Below are 21332 nucleotides of genomic sequence, written 5' to 3'. Positions count from 1 at the left end.
CGGGGACTCGGGGACTCGGGGACTCGGGGACTCGGAGACTCGGGGACTCGGATGAAGAGTGACGCGGGGGCGCGGGGACTCGGGGACTCGGATGAAGAGAGACTCGGGGACGGGGATGAAGAGAGACTCGGGGACTCGGAGATGGGGAGACTTGGGGTGGAGATAGGAACCGGGAAGGGGTGAATGGGAGATTTTTAGTATGGCGAATATCAGGCATTTTCGGGAGTTGCGAGTTTATCAGAATTCGATGGATGCAGCAATGCGCATATTCGAGCTGACAAAAAAGTTTCCACCTGAGGAAAAGTATTCGATGACGGACCAGATGCGGCGATCGTCGCGTTCTGTTTGTGCCAACCTGGCTGAGGCATGGCGTAAGAGAAGATATGAAGCCGCATTTATAGCCAAACTCAGTGACTCTGAAAGTGAAGCTTGTGAGACACAGGTTTGGCTGGAGTTCGCTTCACGTTGCGGTTATTTAGACTCACCAACATCAAATGAGCTTGACCAGCAATATGACAATATAATTGGCCAACTGGTTAATATGATCAGGGAGAGTGGTAAATGGATCATTCGTTAAACACCAAGACGCCCTGTCTCCCATTCTCTGTGCCACAGGAAGGAGTTGTGTGATGGCAAAAATTGAAGGATTTCGAATAAAGAATTTCAGGTCACTAAAGGATGTGACACTTGGTCGTCTCTGGAACCAGCAGCATGCAGCACCACTTACGCCCATGACTGCCGTCATCGGAAAAAATGGAGTTGGAAAAAGCACTTTGTTCGATGCTTTTGGTTTTTTTGCAGATTGTTTGAAGTCCGGCGTCGAAGAGGCATGCGATGCTCGTGGCCGTGGTGGATTCGAAAAGATTTTGTCTCAAGGACAGAATTGTCCTATTGAGTTAGAGGTGTACTATAAAGAGGATGGTAAGGCGCGTCCTATCACCTATGAGCTATCCATTGATGTTGATTCTTCGGGCAGGCCTTATGTTCTTAAGGAGCGCCTCAGACAGCGTCGTAAAGGTCAAAAACACGGTTGGCCATTTTCCTTTCTGATTTTGAACAGCGGAAAAGGCGTTGCCTGGAAGGGGGAACAGGAAGGACGCCAGATTGATGAAACCAAGGACGACTTTGATCTTCTGGGACTGATGGAATCTCTTAAATCCGGCGATGCAAAAGAAGAATCAAGGGAAACGGAAGTTGTTGAACTGGAAGATATGCGCAAGCTTGGCATTGCTACTTTGGGCTCTCTTAAACAGCATCCAAGAATTTCAGCATTCCGGAGATTTATCGAAGGCTGGTATCTCAGCTATTTCACGCCTGATGCGGCACGGAGTTTACCACTTGCCGGACCACAAAAACACCTCAATATTCATGGGGATAATCTTGGAAACGTGGTCCAGTTTATGGAGCGAGAATATCCCAGACGATTTCAAGGTATCTTGAAAAAAATTGCTGAAAAAATTCCCGGTATAGAGAAGATAGATACCGAAAAATCCAATGACGGAAGATTGTTATTGCGGTTCAACGACAAAGGTTTTCAGGATCCTTTTTATGCCCAGCAAATGTCCGATGGTACACTTAAGGTTTTTGCTTATCTTTTGTTGTTGGAAGATCCGACTCCGCCACCTTTTTTGTGTATTGAAGAACCTGAGAATGGCTTGTACCACAAACTTCTTGAGTCTTTGGCAAAAGAATTTCGTGAACATGCAACTGGGCGTAAAGGTGGTTCCCAAGTATTCGTTACTACTCACCAACCTTATTTTGTGGACGCTCTTGAGCCTGAAGAAGTATGGATTCTTGAAAAAGAACAGGATGGCTTTTCTACCATCCGCAGAGCGAGTGATGATATCATTGTAAAAAATATGGTTGCCGAGGGCTTACCTTTGGGAGGACTCTGGTATAGCGACTACCTGGACCCGAGGTGATTAAATGCATTTTGAAATCCTTGTTGAAGACCAATCCGGTAAAAAGGCTCTTGAAATACTTGTTCCCAAGATTATCGATGGTAACCATACTTATAGTATTCACCATTACAAAGGAATAGGGCGCATACCCAAAAATTTATCAGCAAATCAAGATGCAAACAAACGTATCCTGCTTGACCAGCTCCCCCGCCTGCTCCGTGGTTATGGCAAAGCTTTCGTTAACTATCCAGCCGATTATCCTGCAGCAGTTATTCTTGTTTGTGATCTTGACGATAAATGTCTCAAATCCTTCCGCCAAGAACTTTTGAACATCCTCAACTCTTGCAATCCGCAGCCGGAAACCAGGTTTTGTTTCGCTATTAAAGAGGGCGAGGCTTGGTTACTCGGCGATATTCCGGCAATCAAATCTGCTTATCCACGAGCAAAGGGTGCTATCCTTAATGCATACGAGAATGATTCCATTTGCGGCACATGGGAGTTTTTGGCTGACGCGGTGTATAATGGAGGTTCTACTGCCCTCAGCGCCAGGGGTTGGCAGGCAGTTGGCGCGGAAAAATTTCAGTGGGCTGAAAAAATTACTCCGTACATGGAAGTTGATAACAATGCATCCCCAAGTTTCAGATATTTTCGGGATAAGTTGCACGAATTCTTGGAAAAAAAGACATGATGGATTTTCCCTGGCAATACTCCACCATCCACAACTGCCCCTGTAAGATTATCGAAAAGCAAACCTTGTGGGGGCAGGATATCTGCCGGGTCTGGCTGCCCAGCCAGGATGCCGTGGTTAAGCTTCCATGTTCCGCACTCAGTCCTCTTGACTCAGGTATTGTCCCTGAACTTCAATCCCAGTACATCAGTTATATTGCTTCAGCAGCCAGGATTTCCCAATTGCTGGAGGGAAACTCAGATGACCATAAGGGCCATGTGCTTTTGGCTCCAATGGAATCCAATGTCATTCCTCTTCCACATCAGATACAGGCATTATCAAAAGCCATATCCCAGGACCGGATTCGTTATCTCCTTGCTGACGAAGTAGGTCTGGGCAAGACAATTGAAGCCGGGCTTGTCATGCGTGAGCTGAAAATCCGGGGCCTGGTTCGAAGAACGCTTGTGGTATCACCAAAGGGCATAGCCACTCAATGGGTGGCTGAAATGCAGACTCATTTCAATGAGCAGTTTCGTCTGGTCCTGGGAGAAGATATATCCTCATTGCAGCGCCTGAATCTTGGATCTGATCTGGCGGCATCACCCTGGTCCATGTTTGATCAGGTTGTAGTTTCTCTGGATTCAGTCAAACCGGTATTCAAAAGACAGGGCTGGTCACAAGAGCGCATTAAAACATACAACCAAAGCCGGTTTGAATCCCTGATTACTGCAGGGTGGGATCTTATTATTGTTGATGAAGCCCACCGTCTGGGAGGAAGTACTGACCAGGTGGCCAGACATAAACTTGGCCGGGGACTGGCCGAGGCTGCACCCTACATCCTGCTTCTTTCAGCCACACCTCATCAGGGCAAGACTGATTCATTTCATCGCCTGGTCAAACTTCTGGATCAGGATGCGTTTCCGGATATGGAGAGCATTACCAGAGAACGGGTAGCACCATATGTAATTCGCACAGAAAAAAGAAAGGCAATTGATGCTGATGGCAGACCACTATTCAAGCCCAGGCAGACCAGTCTGGCTCAGATAGAATGGCAGTCAAGGCATCGCCGGCAGCATCTGCTTTATGAAGAAGTAACCGAGTATGTGCGTGAAGGTTACAACCAGGCCTTAAGAGAAAAGAAACGACATATTGGATTCCTGATGATCCTGATGCAGCGTCTAATGGTTTCCAGTACAATGGCCATTCGCTCAACCCTGGAAAGACGACTTGAGGCCATCAGGCATGGTCAGCGCCAGGCTGTTTTGCGCCTGGGAAAGATGGAAGCTGATCTGGATAATGGTGAAGATCATGAAAGTTTGTATGACATGGACGCCCAGGAGCTTCTTGATGAGCTTTTAATGTCTCATGTTTCTGCTTTGCAGGATGAAGGCCGACAGGTTGAAAGGCTCCTTGATATTGCCCGCCAATGTGAACAGGAAGGCCCGGATGCCAAGGCTGAAGCACTTATAGAATGGATTTACAAACTCCAGGCTGAAGAAAATGAACCAGATCTCAAGGTGCTTATCTTTACGGAGTTCATCCCTACCCAGGAAATGATCAGGGAATTCCTGGAGGCCAGGGGAATATCAGTTGTCACCCTGAATGGGTCCATGGATATGCACCAGCGCAGGCAGGCTCAGGAAAATTTTATGCATCATGCCAGGGTTATGGTTTCCACTGATGCCGGTGGAGAAGGACTTAACCTGCAATTTTGCCACGTCATAATAAACTATGACATACCCTGGAATCCCATGCGTCTGGAACAGAGAATCGGGCGGGTGGACCGCATCGGTCAGCCCAAGACAGTCAGGGCTGTGAATTTTGTATTTAAGGATTCTGTTGAGTTCAGGGTAAGGGAGGTTTTAGAGCAGAAGCTTGATGTGATTTTCAAGGAATTTGGAATTGATAAGACCGGAGATGTGCTGGATTCGGCTCAGGCAGGAGAAATTTTTGAAGATGTCTTTACAACAGCCATAATTGAGCCAGACCGGTTAGAATCCAATGCTGAACAGGCCCTGGACAGAGTTCGCGATGAAATCCGCCGCATCAGGCAGGAGTCAGCTCTTTACGGTTTGTCTGAAGAACCTGATGTTCAGACAGCTCATCAGCTTCGCTTTCATCCTCTTCCTTACTGGGTTGAAAGAATGACCATTAGTTACCTGAACACTCATGGGGGCAAAGCAGAAAAAAGAAAGAAACACTGGAATCTGGCCTGGCCGGACGGACTGAAACAGAACAGATGTGTTTTTCAGTCCAGAGAAGCTGAAGGAATTGATGACTCCACCCTGATTTCCCTTGAAGATACCCGCATTCGGGGATTGGTCATGAAACTGCCTCTGTTTGCTCCTGGCCAGCCCGTCCCCAGAATTTCATTAACTGGACTGCCAATGTCTGTCACTGGATTGTGGGGGCTGTATGAAATTCTGCTTTCAGCCATGTATCCGGTCCAAAGTTCAGGACCTGGAGGAATGAGCATGCCAACAAGGCAGAAAGCAGTGGCAAGTGTTTTTCTAAGCCACGAAGGCAAGGTGTTTTTGCCCACAGCAAGACATATCTGGGATACATTGATTACCACTGATCCTGTGTATGAGGGGGCGATGGATCAACCAGAGTCAGCAGATGCTTTTGAAAGCCTTAGCCAGGCCATTAAGGAAGCAGGCCGGGAATTTTTTGATGATTTAAAACAAAAGCATCTGAGCTCTCTTGTTAAAGAAGAAGAACGTGGGAAGACAGCTTTTGAATACAGAAAAAAGGCCATTGCCAGGATTGGGCTTCCTGAAGTCCGGCAGTACAGGCAATCCAAATGTAATGTGGAGGAACTCAAGTGGAAAGAGCAGTTAAAATCCGCCAGAGAGGTTGTCCCGGAAATCAGGGCGCTCATGATAACCGAAATCGTCCAGGAAGCAGGGCATGAATAGCTGGCGCGATTATATTCTCAAGGATTTTGTGCCCAATGTGGGCAAGCTTACCCTGGTAGCTGATCCGGACGGTCTTTTGACTGAGGAAAAGCTGGCCATAGAGCTGCGGCGCCGAGGCTTTGATCTCATTGAATTTCACGATCCTGTTGAATTCAGATATGCTTACGAATCCAAGTACCGGGTTATGTGGGATGAGGGTCAGCAAACAGATCTGGTGGTAATCCTGCGCATGCCTGAAGCAGAACTGGATTCCCTGCCCTATGACCTGCTTCAGGCAGGAAGAAAGCTTTTTTTCAACCTTGGGGATTTGTTTCCTGGTCTTAGCTATCCTGTTCTGGAAGATCTGGACAGGGGGCTGCTTGATGATATTTTTACTGCACAGCAAAAGGTTCAGCCGGATATCCTGGGAGATAACGCCACCAAGGATTTTATTCTTAGAAATGTATTTGGAATCGTTACTGAGCTTGTTACCACCGAGGTGGAGTTACTGCGGGCCCTGCTCAGAGTGCATTATAAAAAAATCAAACTACCTGAAGTGCTGGCTGACAGGTTTGTGGATATTATTGGTTCTCAGGCTGCATTTAAAGACTGGCCTCTTAGAGAAATTGTCCAGGATCAACAAAACTTTCTTGACTTCCTGCAGGAGCGCTGGCCTGTATTTTTGAACCGTCTGGCAAAACCGGATCATGCCTGGCAGGATGCCAATGAATATGGCCACAGATTTCCTGGTCCGGATACCCTTCCTTTTGATCATCACGATATCAGAGTTTATATAGACAGCCTGTTTGTTGAGGGCAGGCTTGAGCCGGTCAAGGTTCCCAACATTGAAGTCAGCAGTGATTCCTGGTTTAGATGCGGAGTAATTGAAGAAGATCAGGATACAGATATAAGGTTCAGCCGCCTGTTTAGCCTGGTTCAGGAAGAGCTGCCTGATGATAAAGCCCGCCACCATGACTGGATTTCCTTTGCCATGAAATGGGCCGAGCTTTCTGCACTGGTTCATGGTGATGAGCAGGACAGTTACCGAAGCCAATATCAAGCGCTGAGCAATCAGATTAATCAGAATTTCAGCACGTGGCTGAAATACAATTTTGCCGGTCTTATCAGCCTTTCTCCCAGCACTCCGGCAATGGTTCATCACATTCCAAGACTTATTGCCAGAGAAACGGGCAAAGACAGGCAAAGCAAGGCAGCTTTGATTGTGGTTGATGGATTATCCCTGGATCAATGGGTCACTGTTGGCAGGATAATTCAGGAGCAGGACAAGAATCTTGTTATCCGGGAATCAGCAGTTTTTGCCTGGGTTCCTACCCTGACTTCAGTCTCCCGCCAGGCTGTTTTCTCCGGCAAACCCCCCATCTATTTTCCAGCCTCAATCAATTCAACCAGTAAAGAAATTACTCTCTGGAGACAGTTTTGGGAAGAAGCAGGTATCAGCCGCTTGCAGGTTGCCTATCAAAAGGGTCTTGGAGACGGCAGTGCCGATAGTATTTTAGATCCCCAGTTTAACCCTGAAGTTACCAGAGTAGCTGGCCTGGTGGTGGATAAGGTAGATAAGATCATGCACGGCATGCAGCTTGGGGCCTCTGGCATGCACAGTCAGATCATGCTCTGGTGCAGGGATGGATTCCTCAGCGGTCTTATTGGATATTTACTTGATCACGGATATGATGTCTGGCTGACATCTGATCACGGCAATATTGAGTGCAGAGGTAAGGGTAAACCAAAGGAAGGCGTTATCGCTGAAACCAGAGGACAGCGGGCCAGGGTTTATCCATCACAGGAACTGCGGTCAAGAATAGGCCGGGATTATTCCTCTGCAATCCACTGGGATCCTGTGGGTTTGCCCCCTGAATATTTTCCTCTTGTACTCAGCGGTGAAGATGCCTTTGTTCAGCAGGATAAAACCATTGTCGGCCATGGCGGTATTTCCATTGAGGAAGTAATTGTACCTTTTATCAAATTTGAAAGGAGAAGCAGTTGATGGGTAAACGCCACCAGGTCATCGGAATTAAGCAGACCATCAACTATGACTGGATGAGAAAGACCACAAATCTTGTCCTTGCCGGGCTTGATCCAGAAAACATTCGAGGTGAGCTGCATGATTATCTTGGTGGAATGAACAGAAAAAGCACAGGAGAAGTCAGAAGTAAAAACACCCGCTCATTTATCGTTAACATTCTTATGAAAATATGGGTTACGCCGGACAGGGATCTAAATTTATTCAGAAGCAGTGCATTGAATCTGATTGGTCGCAGCGCTGAAAAGGATTTGGCGGTTAATTGGGCCATGATTTCTGCCTCCTATCCATTCTGGTACAATGTTGCCAGGCAGACCGGAAGACTTTTTGCCCTTCAGGACCAGGTTTGTCAGGCCCAGGTAGTAAAAAGGCTCAAGGAGCAGTACGGGGACAGGGATACCATTGTCAGATACGCAAGCTACGTACTCAGGTCCTTTGTTGACTGGGGCGTGCTCAAAGACACCCCAACCAGAGGGTGTTACATTAAGTCCCCTCCCATAGTCATTTCAGACAGCAACCATGCTATTATGCTTGTTGAAGCAGGACTCCATGCCCTGCCCGGCGGAAAGGCAGCTCTTGATGTCGTCTTGAACAGTCCTGCACTGTTTCCATTCTCCATGCCTGCCGTGAACGGTGATGCTATTTCCAGTAATACAGACAGGGTAAGCGTTGAACGTTACGGCCTTGATGATGAGCTGTTGAGGCTGAAGGTGGAGGGATAGTGGAGTGGGGAAAAGTAAGTAGATATATTTTGCTAACAATATGGCAACTCCTGCCTTTCTTTGGACCTGCCAATAACCATTCAAACCTCTGGATTTTCAAATGAAAATAAAATGCCGACCAAATGCCAGAATATCTCGGAGCGCACTGGATGAAGTTAAATCCATACAAACTCTTTTGTCTGATGTTTATAAAGATGCTGGAGATGGTAGAACTTTGCTGCGTGAGCTTGTTCAGAATGCTGATGATGCCAAATCCAGTAAGCTTAATTTTATAATCCTTGAGCATGGTTTATCTCATTGCCAGAACAGTCTTCTCAGAGGAGCTGCTCTTGTCGTTATAAATAATGGGCCTTTTACAGAAAAAGACCATGAGGCTATTCACCGGGCAATTGGTGGTTCCAAAATGGAAGAGGCTGGTAAGGTTGGTCGTTTTGGGGTTGGGCTAAAGAGCATATTTCATGTCTGCGAAGCAATTATTTACCTGGGGGCTGGTGATGATGCTCTGAGGCCTGGGGTTATAAATCCCTGGGCAGGGACTGATGGCAAAAGCGATTCAGATCCCATCCACCCTGACTGGGATTCAATCCCTGAAAGCCCTGACATGGAAAAATTATTAGAGATTGCACGATCTATCTTTAATGACTTCAGTAACGGCTTGTTTTTATGGATTCCCATTAGAACCAGAGAACACCTTGACCGGTCTGATGACGGAAGACTGTCCGGCATTACTGATTCATGTCCGAGCATAGAAAATCTTTTCAACTGGTTTTCCCGTCCTCAATCGCTTGCTTATTTGCTTGCTCAATGCGGCTACCTCGATGAAATAAGGGTGTACCATGCAAAAGAACCACAAGAGCTTGATGCACAAAAGCCTTTTTTGAAGATTTTTAGAGATGCTTTTCAGGAATGTTCATGGGTCGGCAGATATGATCGTGATGAAAGCCAACAGTTTATTCGAGAATTTCAGGGAACAATCCAATCTGCAAGTTATAATCATATCAAAACATGGGAAATAACTGGAATCGAAAAGTTAGGGGAAGAAACCTTAATCAAAATGCGCAATGGTAAAGACTGGCCCCGAGAGCCTCACTGGATTGATGGCAGGAGTCAACTACTACCTCGCAAAGCTTTGGCTCACGCAGCAATATCTGTCATACGCCCAAAAGAAAGCTTAGACAATTATACCGGGCTACGTTTCAGATGGGGTGTTTTTCTTCCCCTTGATGATGCTCCAAGGTCAGACTCTGGCGATCTCGTTATACCTGCTGGTGATCAAGCCGAAGATAGTCAAGTGTGGGATATTATTCTGCATGGATATTTCTGGCCTTCTCATGATCGCAAGTCAATACCTGGTGTGACTGGTGTAAATTCTGCAGATGTTGATGAACCTGACATCAGAATAATTTGGAATCAATCGGTAAGGGATCTTTTATTGTTTCCTCTGTTTCCGAAAATTATAGAATTAACACTCGAAGCACTTCCTCAGCAGGAAGCCAAAAGTTTTATTGAAGATGTTAAAGAAACAATAATTTTTTCTGAAAACAATCTATCTAAGATAACAAAACATCAATATTTACTTCCAGTTATTTCAGATGATGGTGTTAACTGGAACACTGTGGATTCAGGAAATTGTTCTATTCTCTCAATTCCTGACTGGATAAATGCTCCACAAGATTTCAAATATTCTTTTATCGAAGCTGCTCATAATGTCTGGAATGATGATCTTTGGATTATTGATAAGAATTCTCCCAGGTTGGGAGGATGTGAAAGCCCATGGCCTTTTGATTGGCTGCACAGGGTTCTGTCTTCAGTACCCGATGAAACATTTTATACGCCAGATGGTTTGAAATGGCTTGAAGGTTTGATTAGACACTTAATCGATTCAAGTAGCTCTTATCGGGATAAACAGCCATCGTTTATTGCTGAGATAATTGACTGGTTGAGTGATAAAATTGCCAACGACGCTCTAAAACCTACAAGAACTTCTACTTCTCCAGAAGATAGAGACGAATTTCGTAAACTGTGGAGGTCGCTATTCAGATTGTTTCCCCACAATTGGATCTTTTATGTACCCCTTGAAGCTCAACAGGCAGTCAGGTCTATTGCTGAAGAAAAATTGATTGGTCCTGGATTTATTCCTGTTCCGTTGGGAACGAACTACAATAATTATCCGAAACTTGATTCTCAAAAGGCCACAAGGTCTCTAAAATTCATTGGCACAAAAATCCAGAACTCTGATAACATGTCAAATAGAATGCAGATATCTTTTCTGATGCTATCTCAATGCATTCTTTATAATCTTGGTACTCATCTAATAGATGATGAACTGATAACATTACCCCTCATCCGGGCAACAAAGTTTCCAGGAGAAAAGAATTACTCCTGGTCAGTAAGTGACCTCAAATCCAAGCATCAGGAGTTTAGAATTTTTGCCAGGCCATCTGATATCCAGGATCAGGAAGATGACTCGGATGGAGATCAAGAAAGAGATTTTAAGAAAAAGATCAGATTATTGTCCGACGGAACTGGTGAAGACTTATGGCTGGTTGACAGCAATATCGGCAGTCTCTTGAATCTCCCTGTATCACGCCATGAGGAAATGTTGAACAAGCTTTTATCTGTAGAAATTTTGTCATCAAGGCCCAAAGAAAGACTTGGCTTGCTGAAATACCTGAAGGATTTTTATGATGAGGATGTTGGTTCTGAGGTCAACTCAAAACTTATAAAATCAATAAAACATCTTATTGTTGGACGCAGTTTAACAGAAGATGATAATAGATGTGCCTTGTGTTATATAAATAAAAATGACCACTACAGAAATAGCCACGAGAAAACTCTCACTCTGCTGTTGAGGCTCTTAGGGCAGGAATGGAGGGCAGTTTCCTCTGAATTAGTAGGCCCTCTCTCTAATGATTTGGCAAACGAAATTGGCGGCATTTTACAGGTAGACAATGGTGTACTTTATTCCCTTACGCTAGAATGTTTTGATAATGAGGTGGACTGGGAACAACTTGAGCATGATGACATTATTCATCTTTTAAAATCACTTCATAGCACTTCCGAGGAGCTTTGGAGAAAAATTCCTCTTCATAAATTATATGACAACAGTCGAGGCAGCTTTGATTCTGGTTTTTTAATTTTTGAGGGTAATATCAATCTGCCAGCAAAATTGAATTGCCACGAACGACTCTTGTTTCCTGATCAAGAAATTCGAGGTTTGTACCATGATGTCAGTGCACTGGATCAAGACCAGGTTATCCAACTGATGTTGAAGCATGCTGAACCCCATGTTTTTGCCCTTGAAATTCTGGATGCTTTTTCTTTAGGAGACGGCCGATTTTTTATACAAAATAATACAGTCAGAGACCTTCTAAAATCATCTAAGTGGCTACCCTTGAAAAATGGTCAAGCAGGAATTGCGCCAGAGAAAGTTATTTTTATTGAGTCTTCTGAGCTTATGAATACTTTAATACCCCTTGCCAGGGATGGAGGATTAGGAAGTTATTTTTTACATGATGAAATTGATTCGCCATTTCATGAGCATGTCCATAGCATATTGTCATCTCTTGACAGTTATTCACGCTCTCATAATATTCGCAAACTCGCCCAAGCTATAAAATCAGTATCTTTGAGCAATATTCTTGGTGGAAAATATTGTCTTCCTGTAATTGACTATGAAGATATGCTGGAAGAAGCGTTGCAAAGCCCTTTGTCCAATAGCCATCGATCATGGATGGTTGTGGCTTATGCAGCTGAATACTTAGGCTCCAGAGAATTATCTAATCTTGATGAGACAAGCAAAAAATCAATATTTGCTTTGGCTGAGTCTCTATCAGGCACTGTTCCTGATAATGAGCAGATAAATATGCTGAAAACACTTGCAGAAATTAGACCCACAAAAAATTCTTCAGAAGGAAAAGTTTTTCGGAAATTGATTAGCATTTTTTCTCGATATGAGTTTTTTAACGAGCGTGTTTTACCAGACATTAAGCTTCCTACACAGGATGGACAATGGAATTACCCGGACAGAATATCAAGATCTGAAAGTGGTATTTCAAAGTCTCATAAGCTTATCAGTGAAATACGTGAGGCACTAAGAATAAAGGTTGGGGATATTGTTGCTGCTGATAATCCAATCGATGTCAGTGGCTCAAGTCTGCATGGTACAGTTGAAACCCTTAAAAAATATTTCAATGATTGGCATAAAAAAGTACCAAAAGGTGCAATAGGATCTTTTGTTTGTTTGTTAGGAGATGGTAATAATGATGTTTTGTATAATTTTGCGCAAGAGATGCTTGGTGAAGACATTGATGTCGATTCTGTGCGAGACCAACTTGGGCTTAGTTCTGAAAGAACAGCGGAAGGTATCAGGGTATGGGTAAGTGGCAAAGTAGCCCAAGGACAAATGGTACGTACATTAAATCTTTTAGGTGATGAAGTGGATATGGAGGCGGGACAGGATCAGGACACAATATTTGCTTCAGATCCACTATGCAAGAGCTCTGTACACGGGGACTGGTGGGAAATAAGGCTTCGGGATGTTGATCCCCACTCAAGAACACCGCATGAGTTGTTGGATATATTAAGACAAACCGTTGAATGGTGGGCTGGAAATGTTCTTCATTTAGACTATGGGATAGTCAAGAAATGGTGGTCAGAGTGGGGTGAAGGTTCTCAAGCTCAGATTGCACCTGTAAAAGCTTCTATTAATGCACATCTGCCCCTTACCCTGCAGCAATTGGACGTTAAAGCTTGCCCTGAGCTGTATGAGGCAATGCTTAAGGCGCAGAAAGCTCAGAGAAGAAGAGAGCAGGCTGCTCCAGATAATAGGGATGCGATAAATAGTGAACGAAACGCACTCAGAGAGCTTGCTTCATTAATCCAGAATAATAGAGAGTATCAATCCTTTGTCTGGAAGAGAGTCCAAGCTATGATGAAGAGATATGGATACTCTGAAGACAGTGTGCTTCTCGAATTAGCTCAAAACGCTGATGACGCCTTAGCGCAGTCCAGGGAGATTTCTCAGGGACAATTAAGTCAAGAGGTTAGAGAAATACAAATAAAGGTAACATCAAGCCATGATGGTGATTGTATTGATTTTATCCACTTTGGACGACCAATTAATGATACAGGTGGTGCATCATTCCCACAAGGCAAGGAGCGGCAATGGGATCAGGATTTGTACTACATGATGCTCCTTAATTTGAGCAGCAAACCAGGAGATTTGCCTGGAAGCAATGCAATAGGGAAAACAACGGGTCAGTATGGCCTTGGGTTCAAGTCTGTACACTTTGTTTCCGAGAAACCAACAATAGTCAGTGGTTTTTTATCTTTTTCCATTGCTGCTGGCTTGATTCCTGATGAAGTAGCAGTTGCAAGCACAAGTATTCCTGCAAGTCTCCATGGCCATCAGCCAACATTAATCAGGCTGCCATTGCGTCAAGACATAGAAAGTTCAAAATTTATGGAAAGTATTTTCAAAAGATTTAAACATGCAAGTATATTCATGCCTGTATTTGCACGTGAAATCAGAAAAATTGCAATATCCGGTTCAGGCACTGGTTATGATAGGATTTACTCATTTGAAAGCAAAAATTCTGATAAGCTTCCTGGATGGGATCTAAGCGGAGAAGTAAATATTCCAGGCTTAGGGCTTGCCAGGATTTTACGTTTTCGTCCTTTTCAAGCAGAAGGTACTAACCCCAGTACCGAGGCCATTGCCATAGCAATTAAAGACGGTTTACCTGTAAAACTTCCTCACGACTGTCCTTTTATTTGGAATGTTGCCCCTACAAGTGAAGCATGGGGGTGTGGTTATGCCATTAATGGACCAGTTAAGCTCGATCCAGGAAGAACACATGTTTCTCTTGACGATGAAGCTACTATAAAAGCTTTGGATAAACTTGGCAGAGCTTTTGGCAAAAGCCTTGTTAATCTGCATGATATAATGGCTGAGGGTGAAACTGCATGCCAGTTGGCATCAAGCATGGCAAGCGGAGATGATTTTTTAGCAAGACTGTGGGCTGTCCTTGTGTCAGGACTGGATACAGATGATATTTTAAGAAAAAGCTTTATGTTGCACCTTCATGGTCATGATAAAGGATTGACAAAATGGATAACAGAACGATCTGTTGTTCCATCAGGTTTGCCATTCCCTTTCCCTGAAAAGCTTCCTGCTATAAAATCAAATATAAAGCTTATGGTTGCGACTTCAGAGCTTGCTGCTAAAGACCTTTGTCAGGCCATGGGAAAGATAAACGGAGCTGACAAGGTTATCCAGAAGTATAATATTATATCTGAAAAAGCCTTTGCAATGCTGAAGCCTCTAATAAGTGAGCTTGTTGAAAACATGCCCAAAAACAGGATAGGCTTTGTTGACATTTTAAGGGAAGTTTTTGAAAGCTTAAATTGGCATGTTAGGCCTGAGGTTCTGCACTCCCTTAGAGGCTTGGCTAATGAGGAAATAAGCCATCAACTTCCTGATAGCTGGCCTCAAAGAAACAGCTGGATGAAGGATTTAAAGGCTGAGTCTGCAGGTGGTTCATATTTGAGCCTGAGAAAACTTCTTTTGCCTGATGGAATTGATGACTTTTTAATCGGTCTCAATGAAGATGATGTTTACGATGAGCTTTTAAGGTCAAAGTTTGCCCCACCAAAAAATGTGCTTAACCCAGAATATATCAGATCACAGCAGGACATAAAGATATTCCGATTATTAAGGGTTAGTCATGGTATAGGTGCTGAAACTCTGGCTGAATGGTATCATCATTTGTCAGCTGATAAATATAGGTTTGGCCTTGACTATCTCTTGAGAGGCAAGCTTGCAAAGGAGGTGCTCAAACGTTTAAGGGGTAATGACAGGCCGAGTTGGTTAAGAAGTCATGATAAGGTTCTTGAATTACTGGCTGACACAAATGCAGAAGACTGGGAAAAGAAACAGCTTTTGACTGTCTTGTTCCCTGGTAACTATCAACAAATTACTCCAGAGCCACCTCCTGTCCGAGTAAATGAAAATTTTTTAAAAAGAGTTCAGGAATGGTGGGATAATGAAAATACCCGTCAAGAGGTCATTGATGAATACGAAAAGAACACTTGGCCTGACTGGCTGCTTAATGAAGGCATAAAACAGGGACTGGAAAATGAGTCCAAAGACCATTGGATGGCTTTGCTGATTCTTGGGGCTTGTAGAAGTATTGGCCGGACAAGGGGATCTCAGCATAAAAGTTTTCTTGAATTTATTAACAATAAAGGCTGGTGGGAGACCTTTAAGGATCATGTAACCAGTGAAGACTGGATGAATGTCTTGGAAGATTGGCAGGATAGTTCATCAATATATATTGATAAACTACAATGGATGTCTCTTTTTCCCTCAATATATCAATTCAGTAGGTATCATGATGTATACCGTCGGTTGCTTAAAGCATCGTCCAGAAGACCAGAAGACTATTTTTATATCCAATCACTGCTATCCCCCAGAGTTGATGAGTCATACTCTTTAGCAGGCAAAAATTTTGATGCTCCGCCAGCTCCTGTTAATTTCGGGCTGCACTGGATTTTGCGAGAGTTGTACAGATTGGAAATAATTAACGGCAACCATATAGCCCCATATTGTTGGGTTCCTTCCAGTCGCTTGATTGATTTTATCCAGAACAAGTTTGGCATGATCATTATTGATAATGGAATGTCAAATCCTGATAAGGCAAAAACAATACATGAGTTTATTATCAGTCAAACTGGGCCTGATGATAGTCATTTTCACCGCACCTTTGATATACCCTTTCTTCACATTATCAAAACTCCTGGACTGCAGAGCAGGTTTGGTTTGGAGGATAATATATGACTTTTTCTAAGAAAGCTTTAGTCGATCATCCCAGACATGGTCGTGGCCGGGTTCTTATGGATGATGACGAGAGCGTCATTGTTCAGTTTGACCATGGTATTGAAGGCTGTCTTTCCAACGACTTAACCCCTGTTAAGGAATTAGAGGAAAGTGCAAGATCTCGAATGTATGATCCAGGTGTTAATGTTGTCACCAAAATCCTTGGTAATTGCATTACATCAGTTAATGATGCCTGGGGTGTTTTTTCCCGGTCTAAAATAAATTTGCTTCCACACCAGCTCTGGGTCTGCAAAAAGGTTCTTGAGGCCTGGCCCACAAGATGGATGGTAGCTGACGATGTAGGTCTTGGAAAAACTATTGAGGCAGGTTTGATTTTGACACCGCTCCTATCATCCGGTCGTGTTCGCAGACTTTTGATTTTGACTCCGGCAAGCCTTGTAGGGCAATGGCAGGAAAGATTAAGAGAAATGTTTGATATTCGTATGTCAATGTATTCCCCTCAGTCAGATACAGATAAATCTGATTACTGGAATACCCATGATAAAGTTATAGCTTCAGCTCATACCTTGCGTAAAGACAGGAATGGCCGATGGGAAAGGCTTTTGGCGTCAAAACCATGGGATATGGTTATGATCGACGAAGCACACCATATGAATGTTGATGAAAACCATGGAAATACTCTTGCCTATGAGCTGGCCCATCGCATGCAGAAAAGAAGTCTCATCCAGTCCATGGTCATGTTTACAGGTACACCTCACAGGGGTAAAGATTACGGTTTTCTATCACTGCTGAAATTACTTAAGCCGGATGATTTTGATCCCGATGAGCCTCTTGAAGATCAAGTTCAAAAACTTCGAACTGTTATGATCAGGAATAACAAGCACAAAGTTACTGATATGAAGGGTCAGACATTGTTTACTCCTGTGAAATCAGTTCAGGAGACTTATTCCTACTCCCCGGAAGAAAGTTACTTCTATGATAAGATGACTCAATTTATTACAGATGGAAAGGCTTATGCAGCAGGTTTTGATCAGCAAAGACAAAGAATGGCTATTCTGATACTCATTACTATGCAGAAACTTGCATCCAGCTCAGTTGCGGCAGTCAGAAAAGCTCTATCAAACCGGCTTAATAAGTTGAAGGATTCAAAAAATAAAACTGAACAGGCTAGCAAATACCTGAAAAAAATGAACGAACTTTTGGCAGAAGATGATGCTGCTAACCTTGATGAAATATCAAAACTTGAAGAAAAGATTATTGAGAATACCAGCAAAACCATAAAAGTAAATCCTGATGAAATCCCAGCTTTGGAAGAGTTATTGAGGATTGCTGCAAAAATTGACAAAGAGACCAAGATTCAACGCATCATGGATGTAATTGATGAGTCCTTAAATAATCGATCAGTTCTTTTTTTTACAGAATATAAGGCAACTCAGGCCCTGCTTATGAGTGCCTTGATTGCCCGCTATGGAGAAGGATGTGTCGCCTTCATTAATGGGGATGGATATATTGAAGGAGTAAAACACCCCAGTGGAAAGGTTTTGACATTTAGAGATACAAGATTGAATGCTGCCAAAAAGTTTAATCTTGGAAAGGTACGTTTTCTGGTGTCAACTGAAGCCGCAGGTGAGGGTGTTGATCTGCAGGAAAGTTGTCATACCTTAATTCATGTCGATTTGCCATGGAATCCCATGAGACTTCATCAGAGAGTCGGCCGTTTAAGCAGATATGGACAGAAATATCCTGTGGATGTTGTAAGCCTCAGGAATCCCGATACTGTTGAAAGCAGGATATGGGAATGTCTGGATCATAAATTAGACCGGATAACCCTGGCTTTTCAGGGAGCCATGGATGATCCTGAGGATATGCGTCAGCTTGTAATCGGGATGGCCTCACCACGAATGATTACCAGTATTTTTGCAGATGCTGATGAAAGCCTCAAGGGAGATAAGCTTGAGACTTGGTTTAATTACAGGGCGTCGACTTTTGGTGGAGAAGATGCTGTTTCAGTAGTAAAGGAAATTTTTGGCAATGTAGCTCGCTTTGATTTCGGACAGGTAGCTCACCAGATTCCTAAGGTGGATCTTCCTGATTTGATGCCTTTTTTTAAGGCGTTATTCGCTGTCTTTGCCAAAAGGCCTACAGTAGTTGATGAGGTAAGACTTTCCTTCAAAACCCCTAAAGAATGGCTTGATGATTTTACCATAGCTGAAAGGTATAATCTTCTTTTTGATCGTTCTTCAAAAGGCCTTGAAGACGAGGATCTGGCAGGAATAGGTCTGAAGGTTGTTGACAGGGCTGTCCAGGCCGCTCGTAAGATGACAGATTGTTTGGCAGTTGTAAGCGATATTAAAAATCCATTCATTGTTTTTGGTATAAGCGACAAAATAACCGATTCAGATTCCACTGTGAAAACAACAGTTGCAGGGATGGAACATACGCAGGATGGAATGTGGAATTTATTAAAGGACTGGGAAATAATCAAAAGGTTAAATCCTATTGCAGATAAGCCAAGAAGTCAGGCTCTTACTGATTCAAAGATAACTGACCAGGATATCCCTGCTTTAATCAAAGAAGCCAGAGAAAACCTGGAATTGAGAGTCAATGATTTAGAGTTGCCTTATCATATACCGGTTATTGAAAGTCTGGCATGTCTTGTGCCAGACAATAGTTGATGAGTCTGGATTGTTGAGGAGTGTGGCTATTAAAAAAGTCTTTTCAGGCATAAAGTTCAACTTCAAGCTAATATGTCCGTATGAAAAGTTACCTTTCAAAGGATGACATCTCATGTATATAGAAATTCTGGCTTTAGCCAACAGGGTCTGACCCCGATTCTTTTCCTTAACCATCCAATATCATTAAAGATACGCCTGCTATTTGCATGGAGGTATGCAGAAATTTCCGCTATCTGCTGATATCATTAACTTTTACAGTATCAATTTCCCATTCGAACGTGTTGCTCCACTGTCCAAATGATGGATGACTTTCATTCAAGGCATGCTCATTATTTATTCCTGTTAAGAATACTTATGATCAATCTTTTCACGGTTTCCATCTCATCCGGCTTGCTCACCGCTATGAAAAGAGTTAACCCTGCCAGTGCTTCATTGCTGATGGTAAGTACATCCTGGGTGGACATCAGGCGATTGTTTTTTTGCAGAAACAATAGAAAGCTTGCTGCTGCTATGCGCGCTTACCTTCGGGGTCGGACCGAGTCAAGGCATTGATTTAAAACAGAAAAAGCCTTGATTGTGATTGTTTTTCAGCCTTAGAACGCCAATTTTGCTCTCAAAAAGGTCGCTCTAAGGTTTGAGGTTTATATCAATATCAGTCCAAGGAGTGTCTGGGAAACTGCTCGCTCAGTTTTGAACACCCCGACCGGAATTTTTTATTGTCTTATAGCAATAAATCTTGCTACATCATAAAAGCTGTGGTAAAGCAAAAAAAAAATTTAATGTGACCCCGGTCTCTGAGACCAGCAATATATTGTTATTATTGCATTTCACCTTAAGAAATGGTCAATTTTGAGGCTTGCAAACAACTTTTGCCTTGGATATTGCCGGATCTATGTATAACCATTCAAAATGATTAATTTTTAAGCTTCAAAGGATCAAAGCTCTCCTTTACATTTCGCGCTTGACGCGATGTGTAAACATGATCCCGGAATACAGGCAATGGATTCAGCAATTGTGACCTGTCAGGGATTCCGGCATAACTTTAGCTGGCCTGGATCAAGGAGAGAATAAGGGACATTATGTTGCCTATGATAAAAAGGCTTGGTTGGGTGAAGCAGGGTGCTGGTGTAAGCCAAAAGAATATCTGTTGCCATAAGCTGAGACCAGCAAGGCAAGGTGGTGCAATGTCCTTTGTGCGGGTCGCTTACCACAGTGCCGATCGTTTATGGAATGCCGGATTCAGAACTGGGAGAACAGACCGAAAAAGGCAAGATTATGCTGGGTGGATGCCTGGTGTGGGATAGTGGCCTGGACAGTTACTGCAGGGTCTGCAACAAAGAATTTTTCAGTTAGAAGAAGTATTATTGGGGTCTGATCTGATTAATTGTCTGATTTGATAAATGCATCCCACAAGGCTATAAATCCGTCTTAGAACTTACTTATTTAGGGCTAAAAAACCAAATGGTAAGCAAGCCTGCACGAAGTCAGCAGCTAATTTTGACTTTAGACTCGTATATACTTAATCTCGAAACAAACACATGAAACAGCCAAAGATCATCATCATTTCAGGGCCTAACGGTGCAGGCAAGACCACCTTTGCCCAGGAATTTCTTCCTGGTGAGGCAAATTGCCTCAAGTTCATCAATTCCGATCTGATTGCCGCCGGTCTGGCTCCGTTTAATCCTGAAAGCGCTGCTTTTAAAGCCGGGCGATTGATGCTTGAGGAAATTTTCGCAAGTGTCCGCAAGTCAGGCAGCTTTTCTTTTGAAACAACCCTGAGCGGACGTTCTTATTCAAGGCATATTCCTGAGTGGAGATCTGCCGGGTATAAGGTAAAGCTCTTTTACGTCAGTCTGGCAACCCCTGAACTGGCCATGGCCAGAGTAAAAAACCGGGTGATGATTGGTGGTCATGATGTTCCTGAAGATGTGATCCGCAGGAGATTTGCCAGAGGTTTGGAAAATTTTGAAAATATATACAAGAAAATTGTAGATGAATGGGCTTTGTATGATAATTCAGGCTCATATCCAGAATTACGAGATAGGGGGAGAAACTATGGTCAATAGTAAAGATCATTCCAAGGCCAGCAAGGATGAGTGGGAAATGGAACTTGTCGGAGCTGAAGCCGCTTTAAAGCGTGCGGCCAAAAGGGCCAGGGAGAGGTCCTGGTCCGCCGGTGTAGGGGTGATTTATCTCAAGGACGGCAAGATTGTTGAAGAAATGTCTGATGGTACTATAAAGTATTACAGGTGATTTGACTCGTAAGCCAGGGTCTCTGAGACCAGCAACTTAATACGATACAAGGGTTGGAATGCCTGCCCCCTGCTTTTCTTAGAAAAGGGCTAAACTGTTATCAACATCACATTTTATATTCCGACACGATTTTTGTTGATTGATCTGGCTTATTAGGCGCTTAGCACAAATTTCAAACAAACATGTTTGTCGTTAAAGAATCTTTGCTTTCTTGTCGGTGGGGACAGGCACCCCGGCACATATTTTTTATTGAGCAAGAAACAGATTAGAAAAATTAGTGCCGGGAGAGCCAGTCCCCCTCCGGGCTGTAAGCCTCCGGGCAGGAAGCCGTGCTCA

At 43.5% G+C, this 21332-nt stretch carries 11 protein-coding genes; 10 read left to right on the top strand and 1 reads right to left on the bottom strand.

All coding sequences use genetic code 11. The features are described from left to right. Window positions 1–199: 199 nt before the first annotated feature. From LZ23_RS20540 to LZ23_RS20505, 8 genes are all read left to right on the top strand, one after another. Window positions 200–577 (top strand): four helix bundle protein, encoded by a 378-nt coding sequence (locus tag LZ23_RS20540; RefSeq protein ID WP_045217262.1) that lies wholly within the window; start codon window positions 200–202, stop codon window positions 575–577. Between the two features lie 52 nt (window positions 578–629). Further along, window positions 630–1922 (top strand): AAA family ATPase, encoded by a 1293-nt coding sequence (locus LZ23_RS20535; protein WP_045217260.1) that lies wholly within the window; start codon window positions 630–632, stop codon window positions 1920–1922. Window positions 1923–1926: 4 nt separating this feature from the next. Continuing rightward, window positions 1927–2589, top strand: a complete 663-nt coding sequence (locus LZ23_RS20530) for a hypothetical protein (RefSeq protein ID WP_045217258.1) — start codon at window positions 1927–1929, stop codon at window positions 2587–2589. After that, window positions 2586–5486, top strand: a complete 2901-nt coding sequence (locus LZ23_RS20525; RefSeq protein ID WP_232300557.1) for a DEAD/DEAH box helicase — start codon at window positions 2586–2588, stop codon at window positions 5484–5486. Before LZ23_RS20530 ends, LZ23_RS20525 begins: the two co-directional genes overlap by 4 nt. Beyond that, window positions 5479–7470, top strand: a complete 1992-nt coding sequence (gene pglZ, locus LZ23_RS20520; RefSeq protein ID WP_045217257.1) for a BREX-3 system phosphatase PglZ — start codon at window positions 5479–5481, stop codon at window positions 7468–7470. Before LZ23_RS20525 ends, pglZ begins: the two co-directional genes overlap by 8 nt. Then, on the top strand, window positions 7470–8228 hold the full coding sequence (locus tag LZ23_RS20515; RefSeq protein WP_045217255.1) for a hypothetical protein: 759 nt from the start codon (window positions 7470–7472) through the stop codon (window positions 8226–8228). The genes pglZ and LZ23_RS20515 overlap by 1 nt, the downstream gene beginning before the upstream one ends. 100 nt (window positions 8229–8328) lie before the next feature. Continuing rightward, window positions 8329–16068, top strand: coding sequence for a sacsin N-terminal ATP-binding-like domain-containing protein (locus LZ23_RS20510; protein ID WP_045217253.1), 7740 nt, complete (start codon window positions 8329–8331; stop codon window positions 16066–16068). After that, entirely contained in the window at window positions 16065–18743 is a 2679-nt protein-coding gene (locus LZ23_RS20505) for a DEAD/DEAH box helicase (protein WP_045217251.1), read from the top strand. The genes LZ23_RS20510 and LZ23_RS20505 overlap by 4 nt, the downstream gene beginning before the upstream one ends. Before the next feature lie 329 nt (window positions 18744–19072). On the opposite strand, the gene LZ23_RS24355 is transcribed toward LZ23_RS20505, so the two are convergent. Beyond that, window positions 19073–19234 (bottom strand): hypothetical protein, encoded by a 162-nt coding sequence (locus tag LZ23_RS24355; protein WP_157493374.1) that lies wholly within the window; start codon window positions 19232–19234, stop codon window positions 19073–19075. 1047 nt (window positions 19235–20281) lie between these two features. On the opposite strand from LZ23_RS24355, the gene LZ23_RS20500 reads away from it, so the two are divergent. Together LZ23_RS20500 and LZ23_RS20495 are read left to right on the top strand one after the other, a co-directional pair. Then, window positions 20282–20809 carry an ATPase gene (locus LZ23_RS20500; protein WP_045217250.1) on the top strand — a complete coding sequence of 176 codons (528 nt, stop codon included), beginning with the start codon at window positions 20282–20284 and terminating at the stop codon, window positions 20807–20809. Continuing rightward, window positions 20799–20996 (top strand): hypothetical protein, encoded by a 198-nt coding sequence (locus tag LZ23_RS20495; protein ID WP_045217248.1) that lies wholly within the window; start codon window positions 20799–20801, stop codon window positions 20994–20996. The genes LZ23_RS20500 and LZ23_RS20495 overlap by 11 nt, the downstream gene beginning before the upstream one ends. Window positions 20997–21332 lie beyond the last annotated feature (336 nt).

The organism is Desulfonatronovibrio magnus, assembly GCF_000934755.1.
GTDB lineage: Bacteria > Desulfobacterota > Desulfovibrionia > Desulfovibrionales > Desulfonatronovibrionaceae > Desulfonatronovibrio > Desulfonatronovibrio magnus.
Note: the sequence above shows the minus strand (reverse complement) of the source record. Positions and strands in the feature narration are given on the sequence as shown.

Bases quoted from the DNA above. Each gene is read 5' to 3' on its own strand.
- LZ23_RS20540 (WP_045217262.1), top strand. From the start codon at position 200: ATGGCGAATATCAGGCATTTTCGGGAGTTGCGAGTTTATCAGAATTCG.
- LZ23_RS20535 (WP_045217260.1), top strand. From the start codon at position 630: ATGGCAAAAATTGAAGGATTTCGAATAAAGAATTTCAGGTCACTAAAG.
- LZ23_RS20530 (WP_045217258.1), top strand. From the start codon at position 1,927: ATGCATTTTGAAATCCTTGTTGAAGACCAATCCGGTAAAAAGGCTCTT.
- LZ23_RS20525 (WP_232300557.1), top strand. From the start codon at position 2,586: ATGATGGATTTTCCCTGGCAATACTCCACCATCCACAACTGCCCCTGT.
- pglZ (WP_045217257.1), top strand. From the start codon at position 5,479: ATGAATAGCTGGCGCGATTATATTCTCAAGGATTTTGTGCCCAATGTG.
- LZ23_RS20515 (WP_045217255.1), top strand. From the start codon at position 7,470: ATGGGTAAACGCCACCAGGTCATCGGAATTAAGCAGACCATCAACTAT.
- LZ23_RS20510 (WP_045217253.1), top strand. From the start codon at position 8,329: ATGAAAATAAAATGCCGACCAAATGCCAGAATATCTCGGAGCGCACTG.
- LZ23_RS20505 (WP_045217251.1), top strand. From the start codon at position 16,065: ATGACTTTTTCTAAGAAAGCTTTAGTCGATCATCCCAGACATGGTCGT.
- LZ23_RS20500 (WP_045217250.1), top strand. From the start codon at position 20,282: ATGAAACAGCCAAAGATCATCATCATTTCAGGGCCTAACGGTGCAGGC.
- LZ23_RS20495 (WP_045217248.1), top strand. From the start codon at position 20,799: ATGGTCAATAGTAAAGATCATTCCAAGGCCAGCAAGGATGAGTGGGAA.